Here is a 22,971-nt window from a genome sequence, read left to right as displayed (position 1 = left end):
TAAAAGCGGTTGGCGTGATGTCAACCGCTTTTTGTGTTTCAAGTTGACCACTAACTAAATTGTGTTAGTGTTGATGCAAGAAAATTAGGAAATTCGCCTAATAAAATCAGAAGAGGAAATTCTTATATGAGATGTAGGCGATATATTGGGATAGTGCTCTGGGCGTTGGGAACGGTGGTGTACGCTCAGAATAAAATGGTCGATAGCTTGCGGCACTGGCTGGATACGCATCCTACACTGGATAGTGTGCGGGTAGTGACCTTGCACCGCCTTTCGTATCGGTTGTCAGAAATCGACCAAGCTGCTGCTTGGCGTTATGCCAACGAGGCCAATCAGTTGGCCAAACAGCTTAATAATCAAGTAAATTTGGGTCAAAGCTTTATCAATTACGCCATTTTGGAGTCGTTGGAAGGGAATTATGCCAAAGGCCAAGAGTATTATTTAAAAGCGCTTCGACTGTTTGAACAATCGGGTTGGGAGCGGGGGCAAGCGATTTGTTTGAATAACATCGCCGAAAATTATAAGTCGATGAATCAGCTTCCTAAAGCCTTGGAATATACCTTTAAGGCACTGGAATTGAACCAGAAGCAGGAAAAGCCCGAAAAGCGAGGAATGGCCGTCAACCATGAACAAATCGGAGACTTGTATCGGCGAATGGGGCGCTACGAAGAATCGTTGAAATACTTGCAAAAAGGGCTGGTTTTAGCCAAAGAGGCCGACCAAAATTACCAAATTTTACCCCAAATCTTGCTCGGCATTGGCCGCAATTACAACCACCGCCGAGAGTTTAGTACGGCACTTGACTACCTCAATCAAGCCATTGAAAGAAGCCAAATTCACGGCGAAAAATTGCTCCAAATTCAGTGTTATCAAGAAATAGCCCAAACCTACCGACTGCAACAAAATTTTGGAGAAGCCAAAGCATACTTACAAAAGGCGTTTGAGACGGCGCAGGAATTTGGGTCGCTGGTTGAAACAGCCAAGCTGAACAAAGAATTGGCCGATTTGGAAGAATTGCAGGGAAATTACCGCGATGCGCTGGCTTATTTTCAGAAATATAAATCCCTCAACGATTCGATTGAACAAAAGAAAAACGTCGTGCGGGCGGAGTTGGTGGAATTGAAATACAATGCGTTTGAAAAGGAGAAAGAAAACCAGCGTTTGAAGCAAATCAAGTCAGAACAAGAGGCTCAACTGCACCAAAAAACCGCGCTAATAGTGGCCTTGGCGCTAATCGTAGTGTTGTTGATGGGTTTCATTGGCTATGCCTTTTACCAAAATCGGCTAAAAGAAATCCGTGATGCTCAAAAAGTTCAGGCCGAAACCATCCGCCAAATGCAGTTGTCAGATAAAATTCGTACCCAAATTGCGCGCGATTTACACGATGACCTGGGAGCTACGCTGAGTGGCGTCGCGATGCTGAGTCAGGCTGCTAAACGTCAAGTGAGAGAAACCGATAGTCAACTGCGGGAGCTATTGGATTTGATAAGTGTTAATTCCCAACGGACGGTTGCTACCATCCGCGATATTATTTGGACGACCCGCCCGATGAACGACAGTTTGGAGAGCATGTTGAACAAAATGAAAATTTTTGCGTCCGAAATGCTCGACCCCAAAGGGATAAAATACGAATTTTGTGTCGCGAACGACCTAGAAGAGTATAAACTCCCGTCGAACCAACAGTACAATTTCTATTTGATTTTTAAAGAAGCCATTAATAACGTCGCCAAATACGCTCAAGCAGAGCACGTTTGGGTGCAAATTTTTAAAGAAAACGACCGCCTGCATCTGCGCATCAAAGACGATGGCGTAGGCTTTGACAAAGAGGCAGTGCGGGGCAGCGGCAATGGCTTGTTTAACATGGAAAAACGAGTAGAAGAACTGGATGGGAACTTACTGGTGCGTTCGGTCATTGATGAAGGAACGGTGATTGCACTTACGCTACCCTTGGCGGCTTAATCACCGTTTCGTAACTATTTCAACCAAACGAAGCCTGTGTTACTTCCCCTTTCGGCGGTGATTATTACCGTAAACCAAGAGAAAAAAATCGCTAAAACGATTGAAGCCCTCAAAACCCTGACCGACGACATCGTGGTGGTGGACTCAGGTAGCAAAGATGCCACTCGTACTGTGGCACAAGCCCTTGGCGCGCGCGTCTTTGAGCGGCCATGGCCTGGGTATTCGGAACAAAAAAACTTTGGAAGTGAGCAAGCTAAGTACGACTGGATTTTGTCGGTGGACGATGATGAGGTTGTGAGCGACGAACTTGCAAAAAGTATTCGAGCTGCGTTTACGCCTCAACCCAAGGCCGACGCGTACAACTTGCCTTTCCGAACCGTTTTTGCTGGCCAACTCATTCGTTTTGGAGGCTGGAATCCCGAAACCCACATCCGAATTTTCAATAAGAAAAAAATCCACTGGAATACCGACGCCGTACACGAGGGACTCACCATCCGCCCTGAGCATTCGGTTCAAAAACTCGCGGGCTATGTGTATCATTACACGGTAGATACCCCTAAGCAATTTGCCCAAAAAACCGATCGTTATAGTACGTTATTTGCCGAAAAAGGAATAAAAGCGGGAAAAAGAGCAAATTTTATCAAAATATACCTGAGCCCCGCCTTTCGGTTTTTGGTGGAGTACGTGTTTAAATTGGGCTTTTTAGACGGCTACTACGGCTTATTTATTGCCAAAGAAAACGCCCGTTATACGTATTTGAAGTATAAGAAATTGGGGGAGGGGTAATGTAGTATGTTTATGCTTTTATCAGCGTGACAAGGTTTTGATAAAGACTAAATTTCTCATCGGCGGAGATGATTGGTAATCCTTCTGAAATGGCAGTAGCAATAATAAGTCTATCGAAAGGGTCTTTGTGATTAGGTAATAATGGAACAGTACTATACTCGGCGAGGTGTTCATTTTGCAAAGGGAGAATGTCAAAACCATCGTTGGTAATAATTGTAGTTAGTTCACTAATTGATTTATCTAACTCAGGTAGCTTGCCAATGGTTTGTTTTATTGCTATTTCAAATAAACTGACTTGGCTTACAAGAATAGAATTATTGGTATCAATGAGGAGATCGTAAATTGGAGGGGTCAAGTTATCATCGAATAACAGAAACCAGATAACAATTTGAGTATCTACAAGATAAACCATCACATATAGTCATTTAGATCATCTAATGGCTCATTAAAATCCTCAGGGATACTGTATTTTTTCCCTTCAAGCATACCGATTCGTTTTAAACTGCCAGGCACCCTTGGACGTACCTGTTTTATTGGGTCTTCATTTAGAAACATCACGATAACTTCTGATTTTTCTACATTGGGTATAGGCTCTAGAAATGTTAATGAGCCATTTTCATAAACACCTTTAATTGCTGTGTACATATTAGTAGGTTTATACAATGAAATTTAAAACATGATTAAAGATAAAAAAAACAAATACAAATAAAAAAGCGCCAACCGATTCTGAATCAGTTGGCGCTTTTTTTAAAATGTATATACGCTTACGCTTTCACAATCCAGCCAAACGGGTCTTCTACTTTGCCCGTGCGGAGGTCGCTCAAAAATACTTTTACTTTCGTTGTAAATGACTCATCCGTTGGAGTAGGAAGTTCGTAATCCACGCCTTCGTAGCCGATAACGCCAAAAGGAGAAACTACTACGGCCGTTCCTGCACCAAACGCCGCTTCCAAACGACCTTCTTTGAGGGCGTCGATGATTTCTTTGACCGCCACTTTACGCTCTTCTACAGGGATACCCCAATGACGCGCAATGTCCACAATGCTCTTGCGGGTCACGCCGTTGAGGATAGTGTCGGAAGTAGCAGGCGTAATTAGTTTTCCATCCATGAAAAACATCACGTTCATCGTACCCGATTCTTCCACGTACTCGTGGTCGCGGGCATCTGTCCAGATGATTTGGTCGTAGCCTTGTTGCTGGGCCAAACGTGCAGGGTACAACGAACCCGCGTAGTTACCAGCGCATTTTGCGAAACCAACCCCACCTTCTGCCGCACGGATGTAGTGTTGTTCCACTTTCACGCGTGGAGGTTTTGAGTAGTACTTTCCTACGGGGCTAGTGAAAATGATAAACTTGTACGTATCAGAAGCTTTTACACCTATGTACGCGTCCGTTGAAAACATATACGGGCGGATGTAAAGCGAAGTATCAGGGGCAGTAGGTACCCAAGCCGAATCCAAACGAAGTAATTCTGTGAGGCCGCCCATAAAAATTTCTTCTGGGATTTCGGGCATACACATACGAGCCGCCGATTTGTTGAAGCGCGCCCAGTTGTCCAATGGACGGAACATGAGCACTTCACCTGCGTCGTTTTTGTAGGCTTTCATACCTTCAAAAATCGCTTGTCCGTAGTGGAGAGAAGCGGTAGCAGGGCTGAGGCTGAGGTTGGCGTAGGGTACAATTTGAAGGTTCGTCCATTCGCCGTTGACGTAATCGGCGACAAACATGTGGTCGGCATAATGGCGACCAAATACCAAATTGTCGAAATCTACTTCATGGATACGCGAAGCTTCTACGCGTTGAATTTCCATGGCCAATGTGTCCGTTGTCATTGTAATTGGTGGTTTACTTTATGTGGTTGACTAAAAATTAGTTGTCAATGCAAATATTTTTATTTTTCCTCGAAAACCCAAGAAAATCTTGATTTACTTATCAAACTATCGGTCTCACTTCTTCCGCCCTGCCCATTTAATCTCTTCTACCCCCAATTCTTGTGCCATTTTACGCGAAAGCACAAACAAATAGTCAGAAAGGCGATTTAAGTACCGAATTACCTCCGATTCTACCGTTTCGGCTTCGTTAAGGGCAATCACCAAACGCTCTGCACGGCGGCATACCGTACGGGCCACGTGCGCAAACGATACCGACGGATGTCCGCCTGGTAAAATAAATGCCCGCATGGGCTCAAGCTCGGTATTCATTTCGTCCATGGCAAGTTCGAGCGCCGTAATGTCTTCTTCGTGCAAGTCGGGAATAAAGTGTTTTTTATTGTCAGGCTCAGAAGCCAAAATCGAGCCAATCGTAAACAAGCGGTCTTGGATGTATTTTAAAAAATCGCGTCGAGCAGCGTTGACTTCTTGGTCGCGCACCAAACCGATGTACGAATTAAGCTCATCGACAGTACCGTACGTATCAATGCGCAAATCGGCTTTGCTTACCCGTGTTCCGCCCACGAGCGAAGTCGTCCCTTTATCTCCAGTTTTTGTGTAAATTTTCATAAGTGGTACGGGCGTCTCGCCCATCAAAACGATTAATAAACTCATTAGTAGCAACAAACTTACCCACAAAAGGGTTTTAGGTACAAACGCTAAAGCTCAGTTCAACAATGGAAACCGCCTTTCAAGTCGCCAATATGCTAGTATTCCCGCAGTGGATGCTCATGATTTTCGCCCCACAATGGAAAGGAACACAGTGGCTTGTAAAGAGTTATCTTGTGCCCGCTTTATTGGCTTGCCTGTATGCGTACTATATTTTCAGCGGGGCTTCGCTCGATTTTAACGATTTTAGCACGCTTGCAGGAATCAAAAACCTATTTGCCAAAGGGGGAGATACGGCGCTGTTGGCAGGTTGGATACACTATTTGGCGTTTGATTTGGTGGCGGGAAGTGTAGTGCTGCAGGATGCCCAACGTAAGAATATTGCCCATTTTTGGATAATTCTACCCCTTGTATTCTGTTTTATGTTGGGGCCTGTGGGACTGCTGATGTATTGGTTGGTGCGTTTGTTTAAAACCAAACGAATAGCAGGTGAAAATTAGGCCGTTACTGGGTTTGATTCGTCGGCAGAGGGAGGGAGTTGAACTTTTTTGTAGATAACTGACAGGGGCAATTGAATATTCAATGTAGGTAAATCAATGCTTTCGTTGATATCACTATAAAACTCTACGTACCAGCGCTTTCCCTCACGGTTGAATACTTCGACCAAGCATTCGTCTTGTTCAATAATTAGATAATACTCCAACGTGGGGAGTTGGGTGTATTCAGCTAATTTCGTCACACGGTCCGTATTGATACTGCTTTCTGATAATACTTCAACAATGAAAATAGGCTCGGTTGCAGCGATGAATATTACCCGCAATCTGATTAGCTGCTACTGATTCGCCTGACATTTCAATAATTTCTCCGTTTACGTATTCAAAACGACCTTCATTTTTTTCGCAAAAAGCGAAATACTCTTCAGCTGTATATAGTTTTTCGGTTACTGCTTGCATGGCTAGTAAGTTGATTTGTTCAAAAATACATCTTCTGTCCTAAAACTACAACTATTAGATTTTACACCTTTTTGCCTTTTAAAAAAGAACACAGGGCTTGTTACCTGGCTACTTATCAGTGTCACTACAAACGGTGCAATCGCACTTTTCAGAATTAAATGGAACAGAAACTACGCAGCCAAGATTGGTTTGGCAAAGAAGGTAAAGACGGTTTTATTTACCGTAGTTGGATGAAAAACCAAGGCCACGCGCCGCATCAATTTAAAGGGAAGCCTGTTATTGGGATTTGTAATACGTGGTCGGAAGTAACGCCTTGTAATGGCCACTTTCGTGATTTGGCGCAAAGTGTCAAAAACGGAGTCTATGAAGCAGGAGGGTTTCCGTTGGAGTTTCCTGTTATGTCATTGGGAGAAACCCTAATTCGTCCTACTGCCATGCTCTATCGCAACTTGGCAAGTATGAGTGTCGAAGAAAGCATTCGTGCCAACCCGTTTGACGCCATTGTGTTGTTGACAGGTTGCGACAAAACCACTCCTTCGCTTATCATGGGGGCTGCCAGTGTCGATTTACCAACGATTGTACTTCCAGGTGGGCCGATGTTGGCAGGGCGTTTTCAAGGCAAAGCCATTGGTTCGGGAACCGACGTGTGGCGTTTTGCTGACGACGTAAAAACGGGTAAAATGACACCCGAGGAGTTTGAAGAAGCCGAAAGCTGTATGAGCCGTAGTATTGGTCACTGTTCCACGATGGGTACAGCCTCTACAATGGCTACAATGGCAGAGGCTTTAGGATTGACACTACCAGGTTTGTCGGCGATTCCTGCGGCCGATTCTCGCAAAAAAATGAACGCTCACTTGACGGGGATGCGCATCGTTGAAATGGCGAAAGAGAACCTGACACTCTCAAAAATATTGACCCGCGAGGCTTTTGAAAATGCCATTATGGCCAATGCCGCTGTAGGAGGTTCCACCAACTTTGTATTGCACTTGTTGGCGATTGCGGGACGAATGGGCGTTGATCTTACCCTCGATGACTTCGACCGTGTAGGCTCACGGATGCCTTTCTTGCTGAATGTGATGCCATCAGGGAAATACTTGATGGAAGATTATTTCTACGCAGGGGGCTTGCAAGTAGTTATTAACGAAATCAAAGAACATTTACACAAAGACGTTATCACGGTCAATGGCAAGTCGTTGGTTGAAAATTCAATCAATGCCAAAAACTGGAATCCTGACGTGATTGCCTCGGGGGCAGAACCGATTTTGGAAGAAGGAGGCATCGCGGTTATCAAGGGTAATTTGTGCGAAAACGGTGCGGTGATTAAGCCTTCGGCGGCTTCGGCGCATTTGATGAAACACACGGGGCGTGCGGTGGTGTTTGAAACCATCGAAGATTACCACGCGCGTATCGACGACCCCGAGTTGGACATTGATGAAACCTGCGTAATGGTACTCAAAAACGTAGGGCCGAAAGGGTATCCAGGAATGCCTGAAGTGGGAAATATGGCCTTGCCGAAAAAGATTTTGGACAAAGGGGTTTCGGACATGGTGCGAATTTCGGATGCGCGTATGAGCGGAACGGCCTACGGGACGGTATTGTTGCACGCGTCGCCCGAAAGCGCTATTGGTGGCAACTTGGCATTGGTACAAAATGGTGATTTGATTGAAATCGACATCCACGAACGCTACATTCATTGGCACGTATCTGACGAGGAAATCGCCCGTCGTCGCGCCGAGTGGAAGCCGATTGATTTAGGCTATAACCGTGGTCATAACAAATTATACATTGAACACGTGACGCAGTCGCACGAAGGCTGTGATTTTGACTTTCTCGTGGGTAAATCGGGCAGCGAAGTAAGCCGCGAATCGCATTAATCGCTTAATTTCTGTAAAGTTTCCCCGCAGATAGGCGCAGATTTTAAAAGCGCAGATTTTCGCAGACGAATATTATTCTGCGGAACTCTGCGCTTTTTATTGCTCAGCGAGTTTCTGCGGTTAAAAAATGATACAATGGCGACAGTGAGTAGTTTGGATGAAACCTACCCCAACGCCCACTGCATCATCCCTTCCTTGAGGGCGTAAGTCGTACTGCGTATTTGCTTGATTTGCAAGCTACGTAGCACGTGCGCAATGAGTACTACCCCTGGTACAATCATTTCTACGCGCAATTCAATCATGCCTGGAATCGCCATGCGTTCTTCTCTTGAAAGGGTTGTGAGCAAATCATAGGCGCGGTAAAACTCGCTAAGGGGCAATTCAAAACTCGTTTGCGTAGGGGAGGGGAGTTGTCCTAATCGGTGCATAAAATCCATGTCAACGAGTGTATCAAACGAACCCGATGAGCCTACCAATGTTTGGGGTGCATACTGATGGGCGGCGTTGACAAGAGTCAATAGCTGTTCTTGAAAATAACTGTGCATTCGTTGAATTGCGGACGGGGAAATGGGGTCGGTCAAAACAAATTTCTCCAGCAAACGCTGACCACCGATTTCAAAACTTTGTTTCCAAAAAATGCGCGAAGCATTCCCAATAATAAATTCAACACTCCCGCCGCCGATGTCCATCAGCAGGGAAGGCGTTTCGCCAAGGTCAATGCCTAGCCTAACGCCTTCATAAATCAGCTCAGCTTCGCGCGCTCCGCTGATGACTTCGATAAGAATCCCCGTTTCTCGGGCGACAATCTGACAAAACTCCTCGCTGTTTCTAGCATTACGAATGGCACTCGTTCCCATCGCTTTCACGTTTTGCAGTAAAATGCCGTGCGCGTCGATGTGCTGGCGGAACAATCGCAGTACCGCCAACGCTCGCTCAATCGCATCTTCAGTGATTTGGCCTTGATTAATTCCAGCTTTGGCAATTTTTGTAGGAAGTTGTTCTTTGAAAAGTTGTTGGAAGGTATCTCCTTGTTTTTCAACAATCAATAGGTGGAAGGTGTTGCTTCCGAGGTCAATAATGGCGTATTTCATGCCTGCAAGAATGTACTCAGGGGAGTGTTATAAATAAGTTGAAAGAAAAAACACAAAGAAAATTGATTTTTTAAAAGGAGACACTTATTTTTGCACTCCGTTTTATAAAAAGAGAAAAAAACACTAACAAATATGTTGCTTATACAAGTTAAAGAAAACGAATCAATTGACAAGGCACTTAAGCGTTTCAAAAAGAAATTTGAAAAAACTGGTGTTTTGAAAGAGTTACGTTCACGCTCGGCTTTTACGAAAAAATCAGTACAACGTCGTAAAGAAGTAATTCACGCAACTTACGTGCAGAAAATGCGCGAAAACGAAGTAATCTAAGTCGATACTCTTCCTTAGAAAATATACTTTAAGGCACTACGCTACGGCGCAGTGCCTTTTATCGCTTCTATACATCTGCTTTCCGAAACGGCCTGACGTCTATCTTCTCCCAGACTTTGCCCGTTACATAAGGGTCGTTTTGTAGCCACTCGTTCATTTGGCTTTCGGTGTCAAAATCAACGACCATCATCGACCCCATCATTGTTCCTTCGGGACTAAGCAAAGCGCCTCCCATTACAAAATGGCCGCCTGCCTTTAGAATTTTAGCGCCTTCTAAATGACGCTCCCGAACCGACATACGGCGCTCAAGGGCCTGCTCGTCGGTATAATCATAAGCATGTACTACGTAAAGCATATTGGTTAAGTTTAATAGATATGAAAGATACGCATGTTGGAAAAAAGAAGTCAAATAAAAAAGGTTAGAGAACAGAATTCTGTTACTCTAACCTTTTAAGAAGTTAACGAATTACCTTTTAGGCGTTATTTTCGGTCGAATTTTCTTCTTTAGCTTTGCTATTCATGAACTCTTGGTAAACTGTTTCTCTTTCAAAAGGACGTTTACCAATCAAGCGCTCTAAGTCGCTTTGGAACAAAATTTCTTTTTCCAAAAGCTCTTGCGCAATGATTTCAAGGGCAGCAAGGTGCTGCGTAAGAAGTGCCTTACTGCGGTTGTAGGCTTCGTCAATGATTTTGCGAACTTCTTCGTCAATCATACGTGCTGTTTCTTCCGAATAAGGTTTGTTGAATGAGTATTCCGACTGTTTAGAGTCATAATACGACATGTTACCGATTTTGTCGTTTAAGCCATAGACCGTAACCATGCTGTGCGCAAGTTTTGTGACACGCTCAAGGTCGCTTAGGGCACCTGTCGATACTTTTCCAAATACAACATCCTCGGCGGCACGACCTCCAAGGGTCATACACATTTCGTCTAAAAGCTGTTCTGAACGGTACAAATACTGTTCGCGAGGTAAATACTGGGCATAGCCCAAAGCTGTCATACCACGTGGTACAATCGTCACTTTGACCAATGGATCAGCATGTTCCAAGAACCAACCTGCTACGGCGTGACCTGCTTCGTGGTAAGCCACAATTTTCTTCTCGTCGGGCGAAATGATTTTGTTTTTCTTTTCCAAACCGCCAATAACGCGATCCATCGCATCTTGGAAGTCTTGCATCGTTACTTCTTCACGGTCGCGGCGAGCGGCTATAAGAGCAGCTTCGTTACAAACGTTGGCAATTTCGGCTCCTGCAAAACCTGGCGTTTGAGTGGCCAATTTTTTAGGGTCAACGTCGGGCGACAATTTGATGGGTTTCAAATGCACCTTAAAGATGGCTTCTCGGCCTACAATATCTGGTTTGTCCACCGAGATTTGACGGTCAAAACGGCCTGGTCGAAGCAGCGCAGAATCGAGTACATCAGGACGGTTGGTGGCCGCCATAATAATGATACCAGAGTCAGTAGCAAAACCGTCCATTTCAACCAACAGTGAGTTGAGTGTGTTTTCGCGTTCGTCGTTTGCGCCTGGCATACCACCACGGCCACGTGAGCGACCTACAGCGTCGATTTCGTCAATAAAGATAATACAAGGTGCTTTTTCTTTGGCTTGTTTGAAAAGGTCACGTACACGAGCGGCACCTACTCCCACAAACATTTCTACAAAGTCAGAACCCGAGAGCGAAAAGAAAGGTACGCCTGCTTCGCCTGCTACCGCTTTGGCGATAAGGGTTTTTCCTGTACCTGGAGGGCCTACTAGAAGTGCGCCCTTTGGAATTTTAGCACCAAGTTTTGTGAATTTGGTGGGGCTTTTAAGGTAATCCACGATTTCCATGATTTCCTCTTTGGCTTCTTCCAAACCAGCGACGTCGTTGAAGGTAATCTTCACTTTATTTTCAGCGTCAAAGAGTGTTGCCTTTGAGCGGCCAATGTTAAAGATTTGACCACCAGGGCCACCTCCACCTGTCATACGACCTAGCAAGAAGTACATGGCCAAAATCATAATGATAAGGAAGCCCCAAGTACCCAAGAAACCTGTCCAGTCGCTCCGACGGTCGAAATCGTAATCAATGGAGTCGCTGTCAGGTTTAAGTTTTTGAAAATCGTCCAAAAATTTATCGGCCGATGTTACCTCAAACTGAAAGTGAGGGCCGCCGTTGTTGAAGTAAGCCTTGTTATCAAAAAGAGCGCGGTATTTCGGATCTTCGAGGGCTTTGGCGTTAAGGGTTACTTCTACGTATTCACTATTAACGATAACGATGCTTTGCACTTCGTGTGCTTGCACCATCTTCTCAAATTTCTTTTGCGTAATGGGGCGAATGGCCGTATTGCGACTGAAAAAGGTAATTCCCAAAATCGCTAACACCAAGGCCGCAATAATCCATCCCTGATAGCCCGTACGGCGTGGATTGCGGTTGTTGGGGTTTAGCGGGTTGCCATTGTTTTCGGACATGATTATTTATTAAATTAAATTAACGGGTTTTGTGGTGTATTCGCCTGAGTACGTTTGGAGTGGTAGGTAACTACAAACGTACTATCAGACCAACACTATTTTTAAGGGTAATGTTCAATTATGCGAACTCTTCCTCCACCAGTGTGATTTTGGCGTCACCCCAAAGTTGTTCGAGCCCATAAAATTCGCGCCGTTCTTTCTTGAAAACGTGAGCAACTACGTCCACATAGTCAATGAGTATCCACTCTTTGGCTTCTTTGCCTTCGCGCTGCCAAGGGTGTTCTGAGGTAATCTTATATACCTCTGTCTCAATAGAATCGGCGATGGCATCGACTTGGGTATCGGAGTTACCAGTACAAATTACAAAGAAGTCCGTAATGGCGTTTTTAATGTCGCGCAGGTCCATCACTACTACGTCCACTGCCTTTTTTTCCTGCATTCCTTTTACTACAAGATGGCACAGTTGTTCTGAAGATATACTATCTGATTTGCGTTGTTTCATGCGTTAGTCTTAAATTGCATCCCTAAAAATAAGAAATATTGTACAAAATTAAGTCCAAAACGCTTTTTATTGGAAAAAATTTGATTTATCTGCCAACTTGTCAGTCAACAAACGATGAAGCGGCGGATTTGGTGCGCCTTGGGCAGGGCTGGGAAGGCACTGTTGTCATAACTGACTTCCAAACGGCAGGCCGTGGGCAGCGCGGAAATCAATGGTTGGCGCAGGCTGGCGAGAACTTTATGCTCTCGCTCATTCTACGTCCTCACTTTTTGAGCCCATCTCAGCAGTTTCGTCTCAATGTGGCCATTTCAGTGGGGATATACGAATTCTTTAAGCCTTATTTGGGGGAGTCTCTTAAAATAAAATGGCCCAATGATGTCTATGTGGACGATCAAAAACTGGGAGGAGTATTGATAGAAAACTCTATTCAAGGCGGCCGACTGGAAACGTCTATTGTGGGAATGGGACTAAATATCAACCAACTTTTATTTGAAAATCCACGGGCTACTTCCTTGCGTAAAGCCACTCAAAAAGAATACGTGCGGGAAGAGCTTTTGCCCGATTTGTTGGCCTCGCTTGAAAAAAACTACCTGCTTCTTCGCAACGGCCATTTTGATGCTTTGAAGATGCGTTATCTACAAAGTTTGTTTCGTTATCAAGAACAACACAATTTTCGGCGGGAAGAAAACGTATTTACGGGGATGATTGTCGGAGTTACCGATGCAGGGCTTTTGGCGGTTCAAATTGACAATCGATTAGCGTATTTCGACTTTAAAGAGATTAGTTACGAGTTTGGGCGTTGAATTCGGTTGTGAGCAACCTCATACACTTTTGGGTGTTGAATTCGGTTGTGAGCAACCTCATACATGATAGAATAAAATGGTAAATGTCAGTAAAATAGTGAGCAAAAGATTGGTTAAAAAAATGGTTTGGGTCATCATGCCACTTTGTGTCAGCATGGGCGTGAGTTGTTCTTCTTCTGAATCTGATTATGTCCCCAAACCCAAAGGATTCCCTCGCCTCGATTTGCCTGCCCAAGTTTACCAACCATTGACCGAAGACCATCCGTACTCGTTTGAATATTCAAAAAGTGCGGTAATATTGCCTGATACCTTCAGTGACGCCGAACCTCACTGGATTTTTATTGCGTATCCTTCCCTGAAAGCCAGTATTCAGCTGACGTACAAGCCTGTCCAAAACAATCCACAGCGCCTTGGTGGGTTTATCAATGATGCGTATAAATTGGCTGGTCGGCACCAAATTAAAGCGACGGGGATTCGGGAACAAGTGGTAAAAACAAAGTCGGGGCAGCGGGCCGTGATGTTTGAATTGGAGGGCGATGTGCCAAGCTACGTCCAATTTTTTACCACCGATACCACCACTAATTACCTTCGCGGAGCGCTTTATTTTTCGGTAGCCGATAAGCAAGACTCATTACAGCCCGCCATCGACTACCTTCGCAAGGACATTGTTCACTTGCTGAATACCCTGAAGTGGAAGAAAAAATCTTAAAAAACTTTTGACAAAACGCTGTAAGCCATCAATTTGTCTTTGCGGTAAGTTTCGGTTTTAATATCCCACAAAACACCAGGAGCACGGTAACTAACCGCCTGGAAATCAAAGGAAAGGTTGACAATTGTTTTGGTAGCCACGCTCATGTCTGCTGTGACTTTATAGGCGTTGTAGGTGCCTGCGGGTACCGTAATACTCTCTTGACTTGCGACCTTTCTATTCTTCAAAGTCAAGTTGTAAGTGATATTCATAGAGCCGCCCATGGTGCCATCTCCCGTAAGAGAAGCATCTTTGAGGGTACTGCCTACGGTGTAGGTATCGCCGTATGTGAGATCGTTGGAGGTAAACGTCATTTTGGCGTCTTTCATCATGGGGTTATCTTGAGTGGCCATCATAGAACTCATGTCCACCATAAATTCATTGCCTTTGCAACGGCACTGGTAACTGTTGGTCATTTGGGGCTTATCTTTGGCATCAAACGACTGCACTTCCATTTTCATGACCATCGTTCCGTTGTCATTTGCGACATCTTTCACAGTGTAAAGGAGCCGACCCGTAAGTTTGTCTTTGGCGTTGTAGTTGAGCAGCTCAAAACCCGACCCCGCTTTCATTGTAACGCCAAGGCAAGACTGAGCACGAAGCTGTAGGGTTAAACCAACGAGGGTAAAACAAGTAATCAAAAACCGTTTCATACGCTTGAAAATTGAGGTGAAATATTAAGGGATTAATACGCTAACCAGATCATACTCAGCATTCCGATAAGCATAACAAGTTTACACAAACTACTTAACGAACCAAATTCTTTTTTGGTGTCGGCGCGGATAAGACGATATACCAACCAGCTAATTAGCCCAAGTAGTGCCACAAACATCCACGTCAATTGGGAGTTTTGTAGCCAATGTGCTGCCAGAAACAGACTGGGAACAAAAATGGCAATCAGCCCATAAAGGAAAACCTTCGTACGACGAATGCCCCAAAGAATGGGGAGTGTTTGACAGCCGTGAGAGGCGTCTCCGCGTACATCTTCCATGTCTTTGATGATTTCACGAATAAGCGATATACCAAAGGCAAACAAGGCATACAAAATGACCAACGAGCGATTTTGGGGGTAATAAACGGCTAAAATAATGAGGGAAAGACCCGTTAGAAGTGCGACAATGAAATTGCCAATGAAAGGTCGTTTCTTGAAATAAGAGGCATAGACCCAAAGAAGCGTAACCGATAGCACACTAAGGAGAAAGACCCATTTATTCACCAATAGCCCTAAGCCACAACCCAAAATATTAAAAGCTTGGTGGGTAGTTATGGCGACACGACGCTTGAGGTACCGTCCAATGATGACGCGGTCGGGTTTGTTGATAAGGTCAATTTTGATGTCAAAATAGTCGTTGATGACATAACCTGCAGCCGCGACAAGCACGGTAGAAAGCGTGATAAGAAAAATCTCTTTTTCGAATAAAATACTTTTCCAGTCGCTGATGGGGCCAATTAAAAACAGGCGGGTCGTGTATTGCGTCAGGGCAATCATGAGTAGGTTAGGCCAGCGGATAAGCCGCATAAACCCAAGCGAAATGTCTTTGATGGTGAGGCGGCGTTTCACAAATAGGACGAATTATGGGTTTGTGGATGTTTTCAAAGCTGTATGCTAAACAACGGATAAGTTAGATGCGTTTCGGGACTTCACAAAATCTTTATACAGAATGTGGAGAAAAAATTGGATTTTTTTTGTTGTGCCGAATAATACCTCAACTAACTCCCCGTCCGCGAATGAAAATCGGAATTGTTTGTTATCCAACATTTGGTGGTAGTGGCGTAGTCGCTACCGAACTTGGAAAGGCGCTTGCTGCCGTCGGACATCAGGTTCACTTCATCACTTACTCACAACCTACGCGCCTAGATTTTTTCAGTGAAAATATTTTTTACCACGAAGTTCATATTCCCAATTATCCGTTGTTCCAGTACGCTCCGTACGAGTCGGCGCTGTCGAGTGCGATGGTGAATGTGGTGAAGACCGAAAAACTGGATGTTTTGCACGTACATTATGCCATTCCGCACGCCTCAACGGCCTACATGGCAAAGCAAATTTTGAAATCGCAAGGCATTCATATTCCTGTCATTACGACCTTGCACGGAACCGACATCACGCTCGTGGGCAAAGACCGCTCGTACGAACCCGTGATTACGTTTAGCATCAATCAGTCGGACGGTATTACGTCGGTGTCGGAGTTTTTAAAACAAGCTACCTACGATTATTTTCCCATTACGAAAGACATTGAAGTGATTCCTAACTTCATTGACTTAGATCGTTTTAAGAAACAGAAAAAAGACCATTTCAAGTTGGCAATTTGCCCCAACGGTGAAAAATTGCTGGTGCATACCTCCAATTTCCGAAAGGTAAAGCGGATTGAAGATATTGTGCTGATGTTTGAAAAAGTACGCCATGAAGTGCCCAGCAAATTGCTGTTGGTGGGCGATGGTCCCGAACGTGCCAAAATAGAAAATATGTGCCGTGACTTGGATTTGATGCAATGTGTTCGCTTCTTGGGAAACTTAGACGCGATTGAAGAGGTACTTTCGGTGGCAGATTTGTTTGTAATGCCTTCTGAAACAGAGAGTTTTGGCTTGGCGGCGTTGGAGGCAATGGCCTGCGAAGTTCCTTTGATTACATCCAATGCAGGCGGTTTGCCAGAGTTGAACGTGCAAGGCGTTACTGGTTTTATGAGCAATGTGGGTGACGTTGAAGACATGGCAAAAAATGCAGTCTATATTTTACAAGACGAAAATTTGCCTCGCTTTAAAGCCAACGCATTGGCCCGGGCCAAAGAATTTGAGTTGGCGAATATTCTGCCACAGTACGAAGCCTATTACGAAAAAGTAGTGGCCGAAAGTCTAAACGCATTGACCGAACCGCTGATAGCATCAACCGACCGTCCAATGCGCGAAGTATTGGTAGGCAAACACTGAGGAATCAATAAACCAAAACCATGAGAAAAATTGTATTGCCGTTGGTGCTGCTTGCTCTTTCCTTGGGAGCTTGTACGCGCTATTTTGTAGGAAAACCAGTTAAACTTCAGCCGATTGCCATCAGTGACACCGTCACTGCACCGTCTTCGGCTTTGTCACAAACGGTGGATAAGTACCTTAAACCTTACCATGACAGTTTGGATGCCCAAATGACGGCTGTCCTGACTACCTCACCTCGTAGGCTGACCAAAGGAACACCTGAATCAGAACTAGGAAATTTGATGGCAGATCTTTTTCGGGAAATGGGACAAGAACGTTTCGGAAAACCTATTGACGTGGCCGTGACCAACAACGGAGGAATTCGGACAGATTTACCCCAAGGAAATATTACCCTTGGAAAAGTATATGAAGTAATGCCTTTTGACAACGATTTGGTGGTGCTTACGCTTTCGGGCGCAACCATGCAGAAAGTAATTGACTTTTTGGCACAACGCAAGGAACCTCAGTCGGGCTTAAAACTTGTTGTTGACAAGGCGACCAACAAACCCAAAGAAGTGCTGATTGGTGGAAAACCGCTTAATACGGAGCAAACTTATACACTGATTACAAGCGACTACATGGCCATGAGTAGCGACTTAGCACCCATTGTAAAAAATAACCAGGGATACAAAGCGCTCAACTACCTCATGCGCGATGCGATGGCGGATTATTTGCGGCGCAAAGGAAAACAAGGTCAGGCGATTGACCCTAAAAAAGACGGCAGAACGACCGTCGTTGAGTAAGTAGTCACATTTGAACCAACTTGTTGCTTTATCATTATCATGCAAAGACGTATATTTCTTCAACATATTTTTGGAGCTACAGGAGCTGTAGCGTTGGGTACACTGCCCTTTGAAACTTGGGCTTCGCCGTTGGCAAAAGAAGTGAAAATCACCATTTTACATACCAACGACCAGCACAGCCGCTTGGAGCCATTTCCCAAGGGCGAACGCATGGCAGGGCGCGGTGGTGTGGTGAATCGGGCGCGAATTTTGAGCAAAATTCGTTCGGAAGAGCAGAACGTGTTGCTTTTTGACGCTGGTGATATTTTTCAAGGAACACCCTATTTTAACTTCTATAAAGGTCGCCCTGAAATCGAACTGATGAGCCAAATGGGCTATGATGCCGTGACAATGGGCAACCACGATTTCGACGGCGGACTCGACTTGTACGTGAACCAAATCAAGGCGTATGCTAAATTTCCCGTGTTGGTAGCCAACTATGATTTTACGGGAACGTCGATGGAAGGATTAGCCCAACCATACAAAATTTTTAACGTACAAGGTGTAAAAGTTGGCGTGTTTGGGATTGGAATTAGCCCCGATGGCTTAATTCCGCAAAAGTTGTTTGGTGGAACGAAATACCTCGACCCCGTAAAAACCGCCAACGAAACCGCCGCCATGCTCCGCAATGAAAAGAAATGTAGTTTGGTGGTTTGTCTTTCGCACTTGGGATATAAAATGGACGGTGGCGAAATGTCGGACTTACTGATGGCGCCCCAAACCAAAGACATTGACGTGATTATCGGAGGGCATACGCATACGTTCTTAAACGAACCTACAATACTTAAAAATCAAGCAGGAAAGTCGGTGATTATCAACCAAGCGGGCTGGGGCGGTGCAAGCCTTGGTCGTTTGGATTTTAAGTTTGATCGCGTTTCTAAAAAAGTCTATTTCGAAAGCCAAGCCGTTCCTGTTCAATAATGGTGTCTCGGGTATTCTTTCGTGCAGCGGGATGCTCATGATAGTGGAGCGGGTTGCGTGATAGTGCAGCGGGTTGCTCACAACCCGCTGTTAGTCAAAATGACTTAATAAGTTGAAATAAAGTAAATTATATTTCTGAAAATTAGATTTTTGCGTCTTTTTGTCTTATAAATCCTTTGTTTTGGGTCAAAAGTGTATTTTGCGAAAAAACAAAAATACCGCGGCTTACCAAGCTCTTTCACCAAGTTTTCCTTATGACATTCGACAACCAACTCAGAGTATCGTCCGAGGTAGGGACGCTTCGTAGATTGCTTATTCACAGCCCCGACCGTGGTTTGGGCAAAGTCGTTCCTTCTAAAGCGCAGGACTGGCTTTTTGAGGACATCGTTCATCTCGACACCATGCGTCGCGAAGAGTATGATTATTATGTTAAGATTTTACTCTATTTTCTTGATCCTGAAAAAGTTAGAGGGAAAATAAAAGAGATAGATGCCGACCCTGAGCGCTTGTTTTATAAACCAGGAAATGCTGCCTATTTTAATTCAGATAAAGTTGTAGATATTCAGAAATTATTGGCGGAAATCCTTGAAGACGACGCGATTCGGGTAAAACTCATTGCTTCGATTTGCGCCGTTGAACGTTGTTCATTCAAGATCCAAGAGAAACTTAAAGCATACGACCCGATTGAACTGGCCAAAATCTTGATTTCAGGGTCATTGCCCGACCTTCACATGATTTTTGCACCACTACCTAACTTCATCTTTACGCGCGACATTGGGATTGTCATCAACGACCACGTACTGCTCAACAAACCCGCTAAGGCAGCCCGCACGCGGGAGTCGCTGTTGACCCAATACATCTTTTTTTACCATCCACAGTTTGAAGGTTGTCGCAACAATATCATCGAAATCCCCGATAATGAGCACCATTTTTTACTGACTGAAGACGAGCTCAAAAGCGATTATCACCGTTCTACGCTAGAAGGAGGCGACGTGATGATGGTCGCGCCACGGCACTTGCTGATTGGATGCAGCGAGCGCACGACCTTGTACGCAGCCCAGCAGGTGATGAAATCATTATTTGAGCGTAATGTGGTGGATACCATCACCATCGTGAAAATACCCAAAAAACGGGATTATATGCACATTGACACGGTTTTTACGCAAGTAAAACGCAACGTTTGGGTGCTGCTAGGCTCGATTGCTCGCCAAGGTGACGAAGCCAAAAAACGGGATGTTCTTCATTTTTTTGCCCCGAAAGAAGACCCTGACCGTCTGCAAATTATGCAGTTCAACAAAGGCTGGGAAAACAAACCTACAGAGATTGAAAACTTAGAAGATTTATTAACCGACATCAGTAAAAACGATTTAGGCTGCAACGAACCTGTCGAATTTATCTATTCGGGAAACAACGAATTTCCGTTTGGCGCACGTGAGCAATGGACGGATTCGTGCAATTTGCTGGCCCTGAAAGACGGCGTAGTGATTGGTTACGACCGCAACGACAAAACCCTTGAAGCATTTCGTGCTAAAGGCTTCCGAACGGTGCGGGCCAAAGATTTATTGGAAGAATTTGAGGCAGGCATTTCATCGCCAGAAACCATCCAGAATACGTTCATTATGCTGCCTTCGGCTGAGCTTTCACGGGCGAGAGGTGGCTCACACTGCATGAGTTTGCCCATTTTGCGCGACGGATTTTAAGCACCTTGTCTTTTTAATTCATTGGCTTTATCATTAACTTTAGGGTAAAATCAAGCACGTTATACAATTATTTTCCTAAAAATCAGCAACTAGAGATGAGTAGTATGTCGTACAAAATGCAACCTCAAGCCACCACGCACATTATGATGATTCGGCCTGTGCGTTTTGGGTTTAATGAAGAAACGGCCGAAAGTAATGCGTTTCAAGATGCTGTCTTGGCTGCTCAAACCAAAGACAGAGCGCAGGAAGACGCGTTGGCGGAGTTTGAAAACATGGTAGCACAACTCACAGCTGCAGGGGTGAATGTGATTACGTACGACGATACGCCTGAACCTTATACGCCAGATTCAATTTTTCCGAATAACTGGATTTCTTTTCACCAAAGTGGTAAAGTGATTTTGTACCCAATGCAAGCCGAAAATCGACGTTTAGAGCGTCGTATGGACATTCTTGAAGATCTTAAAAACTACTTTCAAGTGGATGAAGTCATTGACCTGACGCATTTTGAAAAAGAAGGAAAGTTCTTGGAAGGTACGGGAAGTATGGTGCTAGATCGCCGCTATAAAACGGCTTATGCCTGCCTTTCACCGCGTACGCATCCTGAGGTCTTGGATGCATTCTCAGAAGCTACGGGTTTTAGTATCGTGAAATTTAACGCGGCCGATGCCAACGGGAAAGCAATTTATCACACCAACGTAGTTATGTGCATAGGCGATGCGTTTGCGGTGGTTTGTTTGCAAGCCATTACCGACCCCGACGAGCGATTGTATGTGCGCGAAGAATTAGAAAAAACGGGTAAGCAGGTGATAGAAATTACGCTGGAACAAATGAATAGCTTCGCAGGGAATATGCTATTGGTATATAACAAACGAGGCGAAAAACTCCTCGTGATGTCCACGCAAGCTTTCGAGTCATTGACGGCCAAACAGCGCGACGAACTTGATGATTATGCCGTACTGCTCCACTCCGATTTGTCGATTATCGAAACAAATGGCGGTGGTTCTGCCCGCTGCATGATGGCCGAAGTGCATCTTACTGAGAAATAAGTCGTACCTTTGTGGCTTATTACGATGAATAAGCCACATGAAGTTTGACGAACTAAATCTGAACAAATCCCTGTTGAAATCCCTTGATGACTTGGGTTTTACGACGGCCACAACCATCCAATCGAAGGTTTTTCCAGTGGTCATGTCAGGGAAAGACGTATATGGAATTGCACAAACAGGTACGGGAAAAACCTTCGCGTATTTGTTGCCATGCTTGCGTCTGTTTCAGTTTTCCAAAGAGAAATCTCCGCAATTAGTGATATTAGTGCCTACCCGCGAGTTGGTGGTGCAGGTCGTGGAGTCGGTAAAACAACTGACGACCTACATGAACCTACTCGTGGTGGGCGTATATGGAGGGGTGAACTTTAAACCTCAAGTAGCTGAAGTGTCTAATGGCGTTGATATTTTGGTGGCTACGCCAGGCCGATTGGTTGATTTACTTTCGAGTGGGGTAGTAAAACCTAAGAATATCAAGCGGTTAGTGCTCGATGAGGCCGACGAAATGCTCAACTTAGGGTTTCGGGCGCAGCTAAAATTGATTTTAGATACACTGCCCGAACGCCGCCAAAATCTTCTTTTTTCGGCTACTATTACCGACGAAGTAGAGGCGTTGATGAATAGCTACTTCGACAGTCCTGTTCGAGTGGAGGCAACTCCTGTAGGAACACCTTTGGATAATATCTACCAAACGGCTTACGACGTTCCTAATTTTTATACCAAAATCAACCTACTATCGCTCTTGCTTGGCCACGATCCAGACATGACAAAAGTGTTGGTGTTTGTGGCCACAAAGCAATTGGCCGAGCGGGTGTACGAAGAACTGTCGGTGGAGTTTGGCGAAGAATTAAGCGTCATTCACTCAAATAAAGCCCAAAATCAGCGTTTTGAAGCCGTAAATCGTTTTGAAAAAGGCGAAGCACGTATTTTGATTGCTACCGACGTCATTGCGCGCGGCTTGGACATTGCCGAAGTGTCGCACGTCATTAATTTTGACATGCCAGAGTTTCCCGAAACCTACATTCACCGCATCGGTCGTACAGGTAGGGTCGATAAAAAAGGTGTGGCCATTAGCTTCGTTACTGAAAACGAGAAAGAACAACAGTTGGAGGTGGAAGTGCTAATGCAGCAGGAGATTCCGATGCGTCCATTGCCCAAACATCTCGAAATTTCGGATGAACTGATTGAAGAGGAAAAACCGAAGCAGATGATGAAACTCCCCCAAGTAAAAATCGCCTACAGTGATTCTTTCGGAGGGGCATTTCATGACAAATCGGAGAAAAATAAAAAAGTGAACGTGCGCCGTGACCATGCCAAAGAAATGATGAAGAAGTACGGCAAGCCTATCAGAAAAACACGCCCTAACAACGGGTAATTGGGGGCGTCGGAGACGCTGGGCCGTTGGGGTTCCAAATAGAATTTGGGCCCAGCTCACCAGCTGCACTGGGCGCTTCGCATGTGCTTCTGGTTGCTCACAACCAGAAGGTTTAAAAAAAAATTAAGCCTCTCTATTGACATGTATGGAGAGGTT

Annotated in this window: 23 protein-coding genes and 1 pseudogene; 13 read left to right on the top strand and 11 right to left on the bottom strand. The window is 44.8% G+C overall.

Annotated features, from left to right (window positions below; genetic code table 11):
* Nucleotides 1-126: 126 nt before the first annotated feature.
* Together AC23P2_RS11470 and AC23P2_RS11465 are read left to right on the top strand one after the other, a co-directional pair.
* A complete protein-coding gene (locus tag AC23P2_RS11470; protein WP_487773321.1) occupies nucleotides 127-1,959 on the top strand; it encodes a tetratricopeptide repeat-containing sensor histidine kinase in 1,833 nt (610 codons plus the stop codon).
* Between the two features lie 36 nt (nucleotides 1,960-1,995).
* Complete coding sequence (locus tag AC23P2_RS11465; RefSeq protein ID WP_487773320.1) at nucleotides 1,996-2,745, top strand: glycosyltransferase family 2 protein; 750 nt, start codon at nucleotides 1,996-1,998, stop codon at nucleotides 2,743-2,745.
* Nucleotides 2,746-2,755: 10 nt separating this feature from the next.
* On the opposite strand, the gene AC23P2_RS11460 is transcribed toward AC23P2_RS11465, so the two are convergent.
* From AC23P2_RS11460 to AC23P2_RS11445, 4 genes are all read right to left on the bottom strand, one after another.
* On the bottom strand, nucleotides 2,756-3,157 hold the full coding sequence (locus AC23P2_RS11460; RefSeq protein WP_487773319.1) for a type II toxin-antitoxin system VapC family toxin: 402 nt from the start codon (nucleotides 3,155-3,157) through the stop codon (nucleotides 2,756-2,758).
* A complete protein-coding gene (locus tag AC23P2_RS11455) occupies nucleotides 3,157-3,390 on the bottom strand; it encodes a hypothetical protein (RefSeq protein WP_487773318.1) in 234 nt (77 codons plus the stop codon). The genes AC23P2_RS11460 and AC23P2_RS11455 overlap by 1 nt, the downstream gene beginning before the upstream one ends.
* Nucleotides 3,391-3,509: 119 nt before the next feature.
* The gene (locus tag AC23P2_RS11450; RefSeq protein WP_487773317.1) at nucleotides 3,510-4,577 is read right to left on the bottom strand and encodes a branched-chain amino acid aminotransferase; all 1,068 of its coding nucleotides are present in this window, start codon (nucleotides 4,575-4,577) and stop codon (nucleotides 3,510-3,512) included.
* A 114-nt stretch (nucleotides 4,578-4,691) separates the two neighbouring features.
* A complete protein-coding gene (locus AC23P2_RS11445) occupies nucleotides 4,692-5,243 on the bottom strand; it encodes a cob(I)yrinic acid a,c-diamide adenosyltransferase (RefSeq protein WP_487773464.1) in 552 nt (183 codons plus the stop codon).
* Nucleotides 5,244-5,350: 107 nt separating this feature from the next.
* Between AC23P2_RS11445 and AC23P2_RS11440 the strand changes: the two genes are divergently transcribed.
* Nucleotides 5,351-5,782: an ABA4-like family protein gene (locus AC23P2_RS11440; RefSeq protein ID WP_487773316.1), complete on the top strand. Its 432-nt coding sequence runs from the start codon at nucleotides 5,351-5,353 to the stop codon at nucleotides 5,780-5,782.
* On the opposite strand, the pseudogene AC23P2_RS11435 reads toward AC23P2_RS11440, so the two are convergent.
* A pseudogene (locus AC23P2_RS11435) lies at nucleotides 5,779-6,235 on the bottom strand (Uma2 family endonuclease). The gene AC23P2_RS11440 and the pseudogene AC23P2_RS11435 overlap by 4 nt on opposite strands.
* Before the next feature lie 158 nt (nucleotides 6,236-6,393).
* On the opposite strand from AC23P2_RS11435, the gene AC23P2_RS11430 reads away from it, so the two are divergent.
* Nucleotides 6,394-8,109: an IlvD/Edd family dehydratase gene (locus tag AC23P2_RS11430; RefSeq protein WP_028522496.1), complete on the top strand. Its 1,716-nt coding sequence runs from the start codon at nucleotides 6,394-6,396 to the stop codon at nucleotides 8,107-8,109.
* A gap of 164 nt (nucleotides 8,110-8,273) precedes the next feature.
* Here the strand turns inward: AC23P2_RS11430 and AC23P2_RS11425 are convergent, their stop codons facing one another.
* Nucleotides 8,274-9,200 carry a Ppx/GppA phosphatase family protein gene (locus AC23P2_RS11425; RefSeq protein WP_487773315.1) on the bottom strand — a complete coding sequence of 309 codons (927 nt, stop codon included), beginning with the start codon at nucleotides 9,198-9,200 and terminating at the stop codon, nucleotides 8,274-8,276.
* Between the two features lie 132 nt (nucleotides 9,201-9,332).
* Between AC23P2_RS11425 and rpsU the strand changes: the two genes are divergently transcribed.
* Nucleotides 9,333-9,527 (top strand): 30S ribosomal protein S21, encoded by a 195-nt coding sequence (gene rpsU, locus AC23P2_RS11420; RefSeq protein ID WP_028522494.1) that lies wholly within the window; start codon nucleotides 9,333-9,335, stop codon nucleotides 9,525-9,527.
* Nucleotides 9,528-9,594: 67 nt separating this feature from the next.
* On the opposite strand, the gene AC23P2_RS11415 is transcribed toward rpsU, so the two are convergent.
* From AC23P2_RS11415 to rsfS, 3 genes are all read right to left on the bottom strand, one after another.
* Nucleotides 9,595-9,882: a YciI family protein gene (locus tag AC23P2_RS11415; RefSeq protein WP_487773314.1), complete on the bottom strand. Its 288-nt coding sequence runs from the start codon at nucleotides 9,880-9,882 to the stop codon at nucleotides 9,595-9,597.
* A gap of 118 nt (nucleotides 9,883-10,000) precedes the next feature.
* On the bottom strand, nucleotides 10,001-11,977 hold the full coding sequence (gene ftsH, locus AC23P2_RS11410) for an ATP-dependent zinc metalloprotease FtsH (RefSeq protein WP_487773313.1): 1,977 nt from the start codon (nucleotides 11,975-11,977) through the stop codon (nucleotides 10,001-10,003).
* 118 nt (nucleotides 11,978-12,095) lie between these two features.
* Nucleotides 12,096-12,479, bottom strand: a complete 384-nt coding sequence (gene rsfS / locus AC23P2_RS11405; RefSeq protein ID WP_487773312.1) for a ribosome silencing factor — start codon at nucleotides 12,477-12,479, stop codon at nucleotides 12,096-12,098.
* A gap of 38 nt (nucleotides 12,480-12,517) precedes the next feature.
* Between rsfS and AC23P2_RS11400 the strand changes: the two genes are divergently transcribed.
* Nucleotides 12,518-13,282, top strand: coding sequence for a biotin--[acetyl-CoA-carboxylase] ligase (locus tag AC23P2_RS11400; protein ID WP_487773311.1), 765 nt, complete (start codon nucleotides 12,518-12,520; stop codon nucleotides 13,280-13,282).
* 121 nt (nucleotides 13,283-13,403) lie between these two features.
* The gene (gene gldD / locus AC23P2_RS11395) at nucleotides 13,404-13,991 is read left to right on the top strand and encodes a gliding motility lipoprotein GldD (protein ID WP_487773310.1); all 588 of its coding nucleotides are present in this window, start codon (nucleotides 13,404-13,406) and stop codon (nucleotides 13,989-13,991) included.
* On the opposite strand, the gene AC23P2_RS11390 is transcribed toward gldD, so the two are convergent.
* Nucleotides 13,988-14,683 (bottom strand): TapB family protein, encoded by a 696-nt coding sequence (locus AC23P2_RS11390; protein ID WP_487773309.1) that lies wholly within the window; start codon nucleotides 14,681-14,683, stop codon nucleotides 13,988-13,990. The two genes, gldD and AC23P2_RS11390, sit on opposite strands and share 4 nt — an antisense overlap.
* A 32-nt stretch (nucleotides 14,684-14,715) precedes the next feature.
* Nucleotides 14,716-15,591, bottom strand: a complete 876-nt coding sequence (locus AC23P2_RS11385) for a geranylgeranylglycerol-phosphate geranylgeranyltransferase (protein WP_487773308.1) — start codon at nucleotides 15,589-15,591, stop codon at nucleotides 14,716-14,718.
* Nucleotides 15,592-15,758: 167 nt separating this feature from the next.
* On the opposite strand from AC23P2_RS11385, the gene bshA reads away from it, so the two are divergent.
* The 6 genes from bshA to AC23P2_RS11355 all read left to right on the top strand — a co-directional run bounded on the left by bshA (nucleotide 15,759) and on the right by AC23P2_RS11355 (nucleotide 22,815).
* Entirely contained in the window at nucleotides 15,759-16,955 is a 1,197-nt protein-coding gene (gene bshA, locus AC23P2_RS11380; RefSeq protein ID WP_487773307.1) for an N-acetyl-alpha-D-glucosaminyl L-malate synthase BshA, read from the top strand.
* Between the two features lie 20 nt (nucleotides 16,956-16,975).
* On the top strand, nucleotides 16,976-17,737 hold the full coding sequence (locus AC23P2_RS11375; protein ID WP_487773306.1) for a 5'-nucleotidase C-terminal domain-containing protein: 762 nt from the start codon (nucleotides 16,976-16,978) through the stop codon (nucleotides 17,735-17,737).
* Nucleotides 17,738-17,776: 39 nt separating this feature from the next.
* Nucleotides 17,777-18,697 carry a bifunctional metallophosphatase/5'-nucleotidase gene (locus AC23P2_RS11370; RefSeq protein WP_487773305.1) on the top strand — a complete coding sequence of 307 codons (921 nt, stop codon included), beginning with the start codon at nucleotides 17,777-17,779 and terminating at the stop codon, nucleotides 18,695-18,697.
* A 254-nt stretch (nucleotides 18,698-18,951) separates the two neighbouring features.
* Nucleotides 18,952-20,397 carry an arginine deiminase family protein gene (locus AC23P2_RS11365; RefSeq protein ID WP_487773304.1) on the top strand — a complete coding sequence of 482 codons (1,446 nt, stop codon included), beginning with the start codon at nucleotides 18,952-18,954 and terminating at the stop codon, nucleotides 20,395-20,397.
* Between the two features lie 116 nt (nucleotides 20,398-20,513).
* The gene (ctlX, locus tag AC23P2_RS11360; protein WP_487773303.1) at nucleotides 20,514-21,443 is read left to right on the top strand and encodes a citrulline utilization hydrolase CtlX; all 930 of its coding nucleotides are present in this window, start codon (nucleotides 20,514-20,516) and stop codon (nucleotides 21,441-21,443) included.
* A 37-nt stretch (nucleotides 21,444-21,480) separates the two neighbouring features.
* On the top strand, nucleotides 21,481-22,815 hold the full coding sequence (locus tag AC23P2_RS11355) for a DEAD/DEAH box helicase (protein ID WP_487773302.1): 1,335 nt from the start codon (nucleotides 21,481-21,483) through the stop codon (nucleotides 22,813-22,815).
* Nucleotides 22,816-22,971: the final 156 nt, after the last annotated feature.

Source organism: Runella sp. R0.1_18 (genome assembly GCF_057652155.1).
This window is presented reverse-complemented; position numbering and strand designations above follow the sequence as displayed.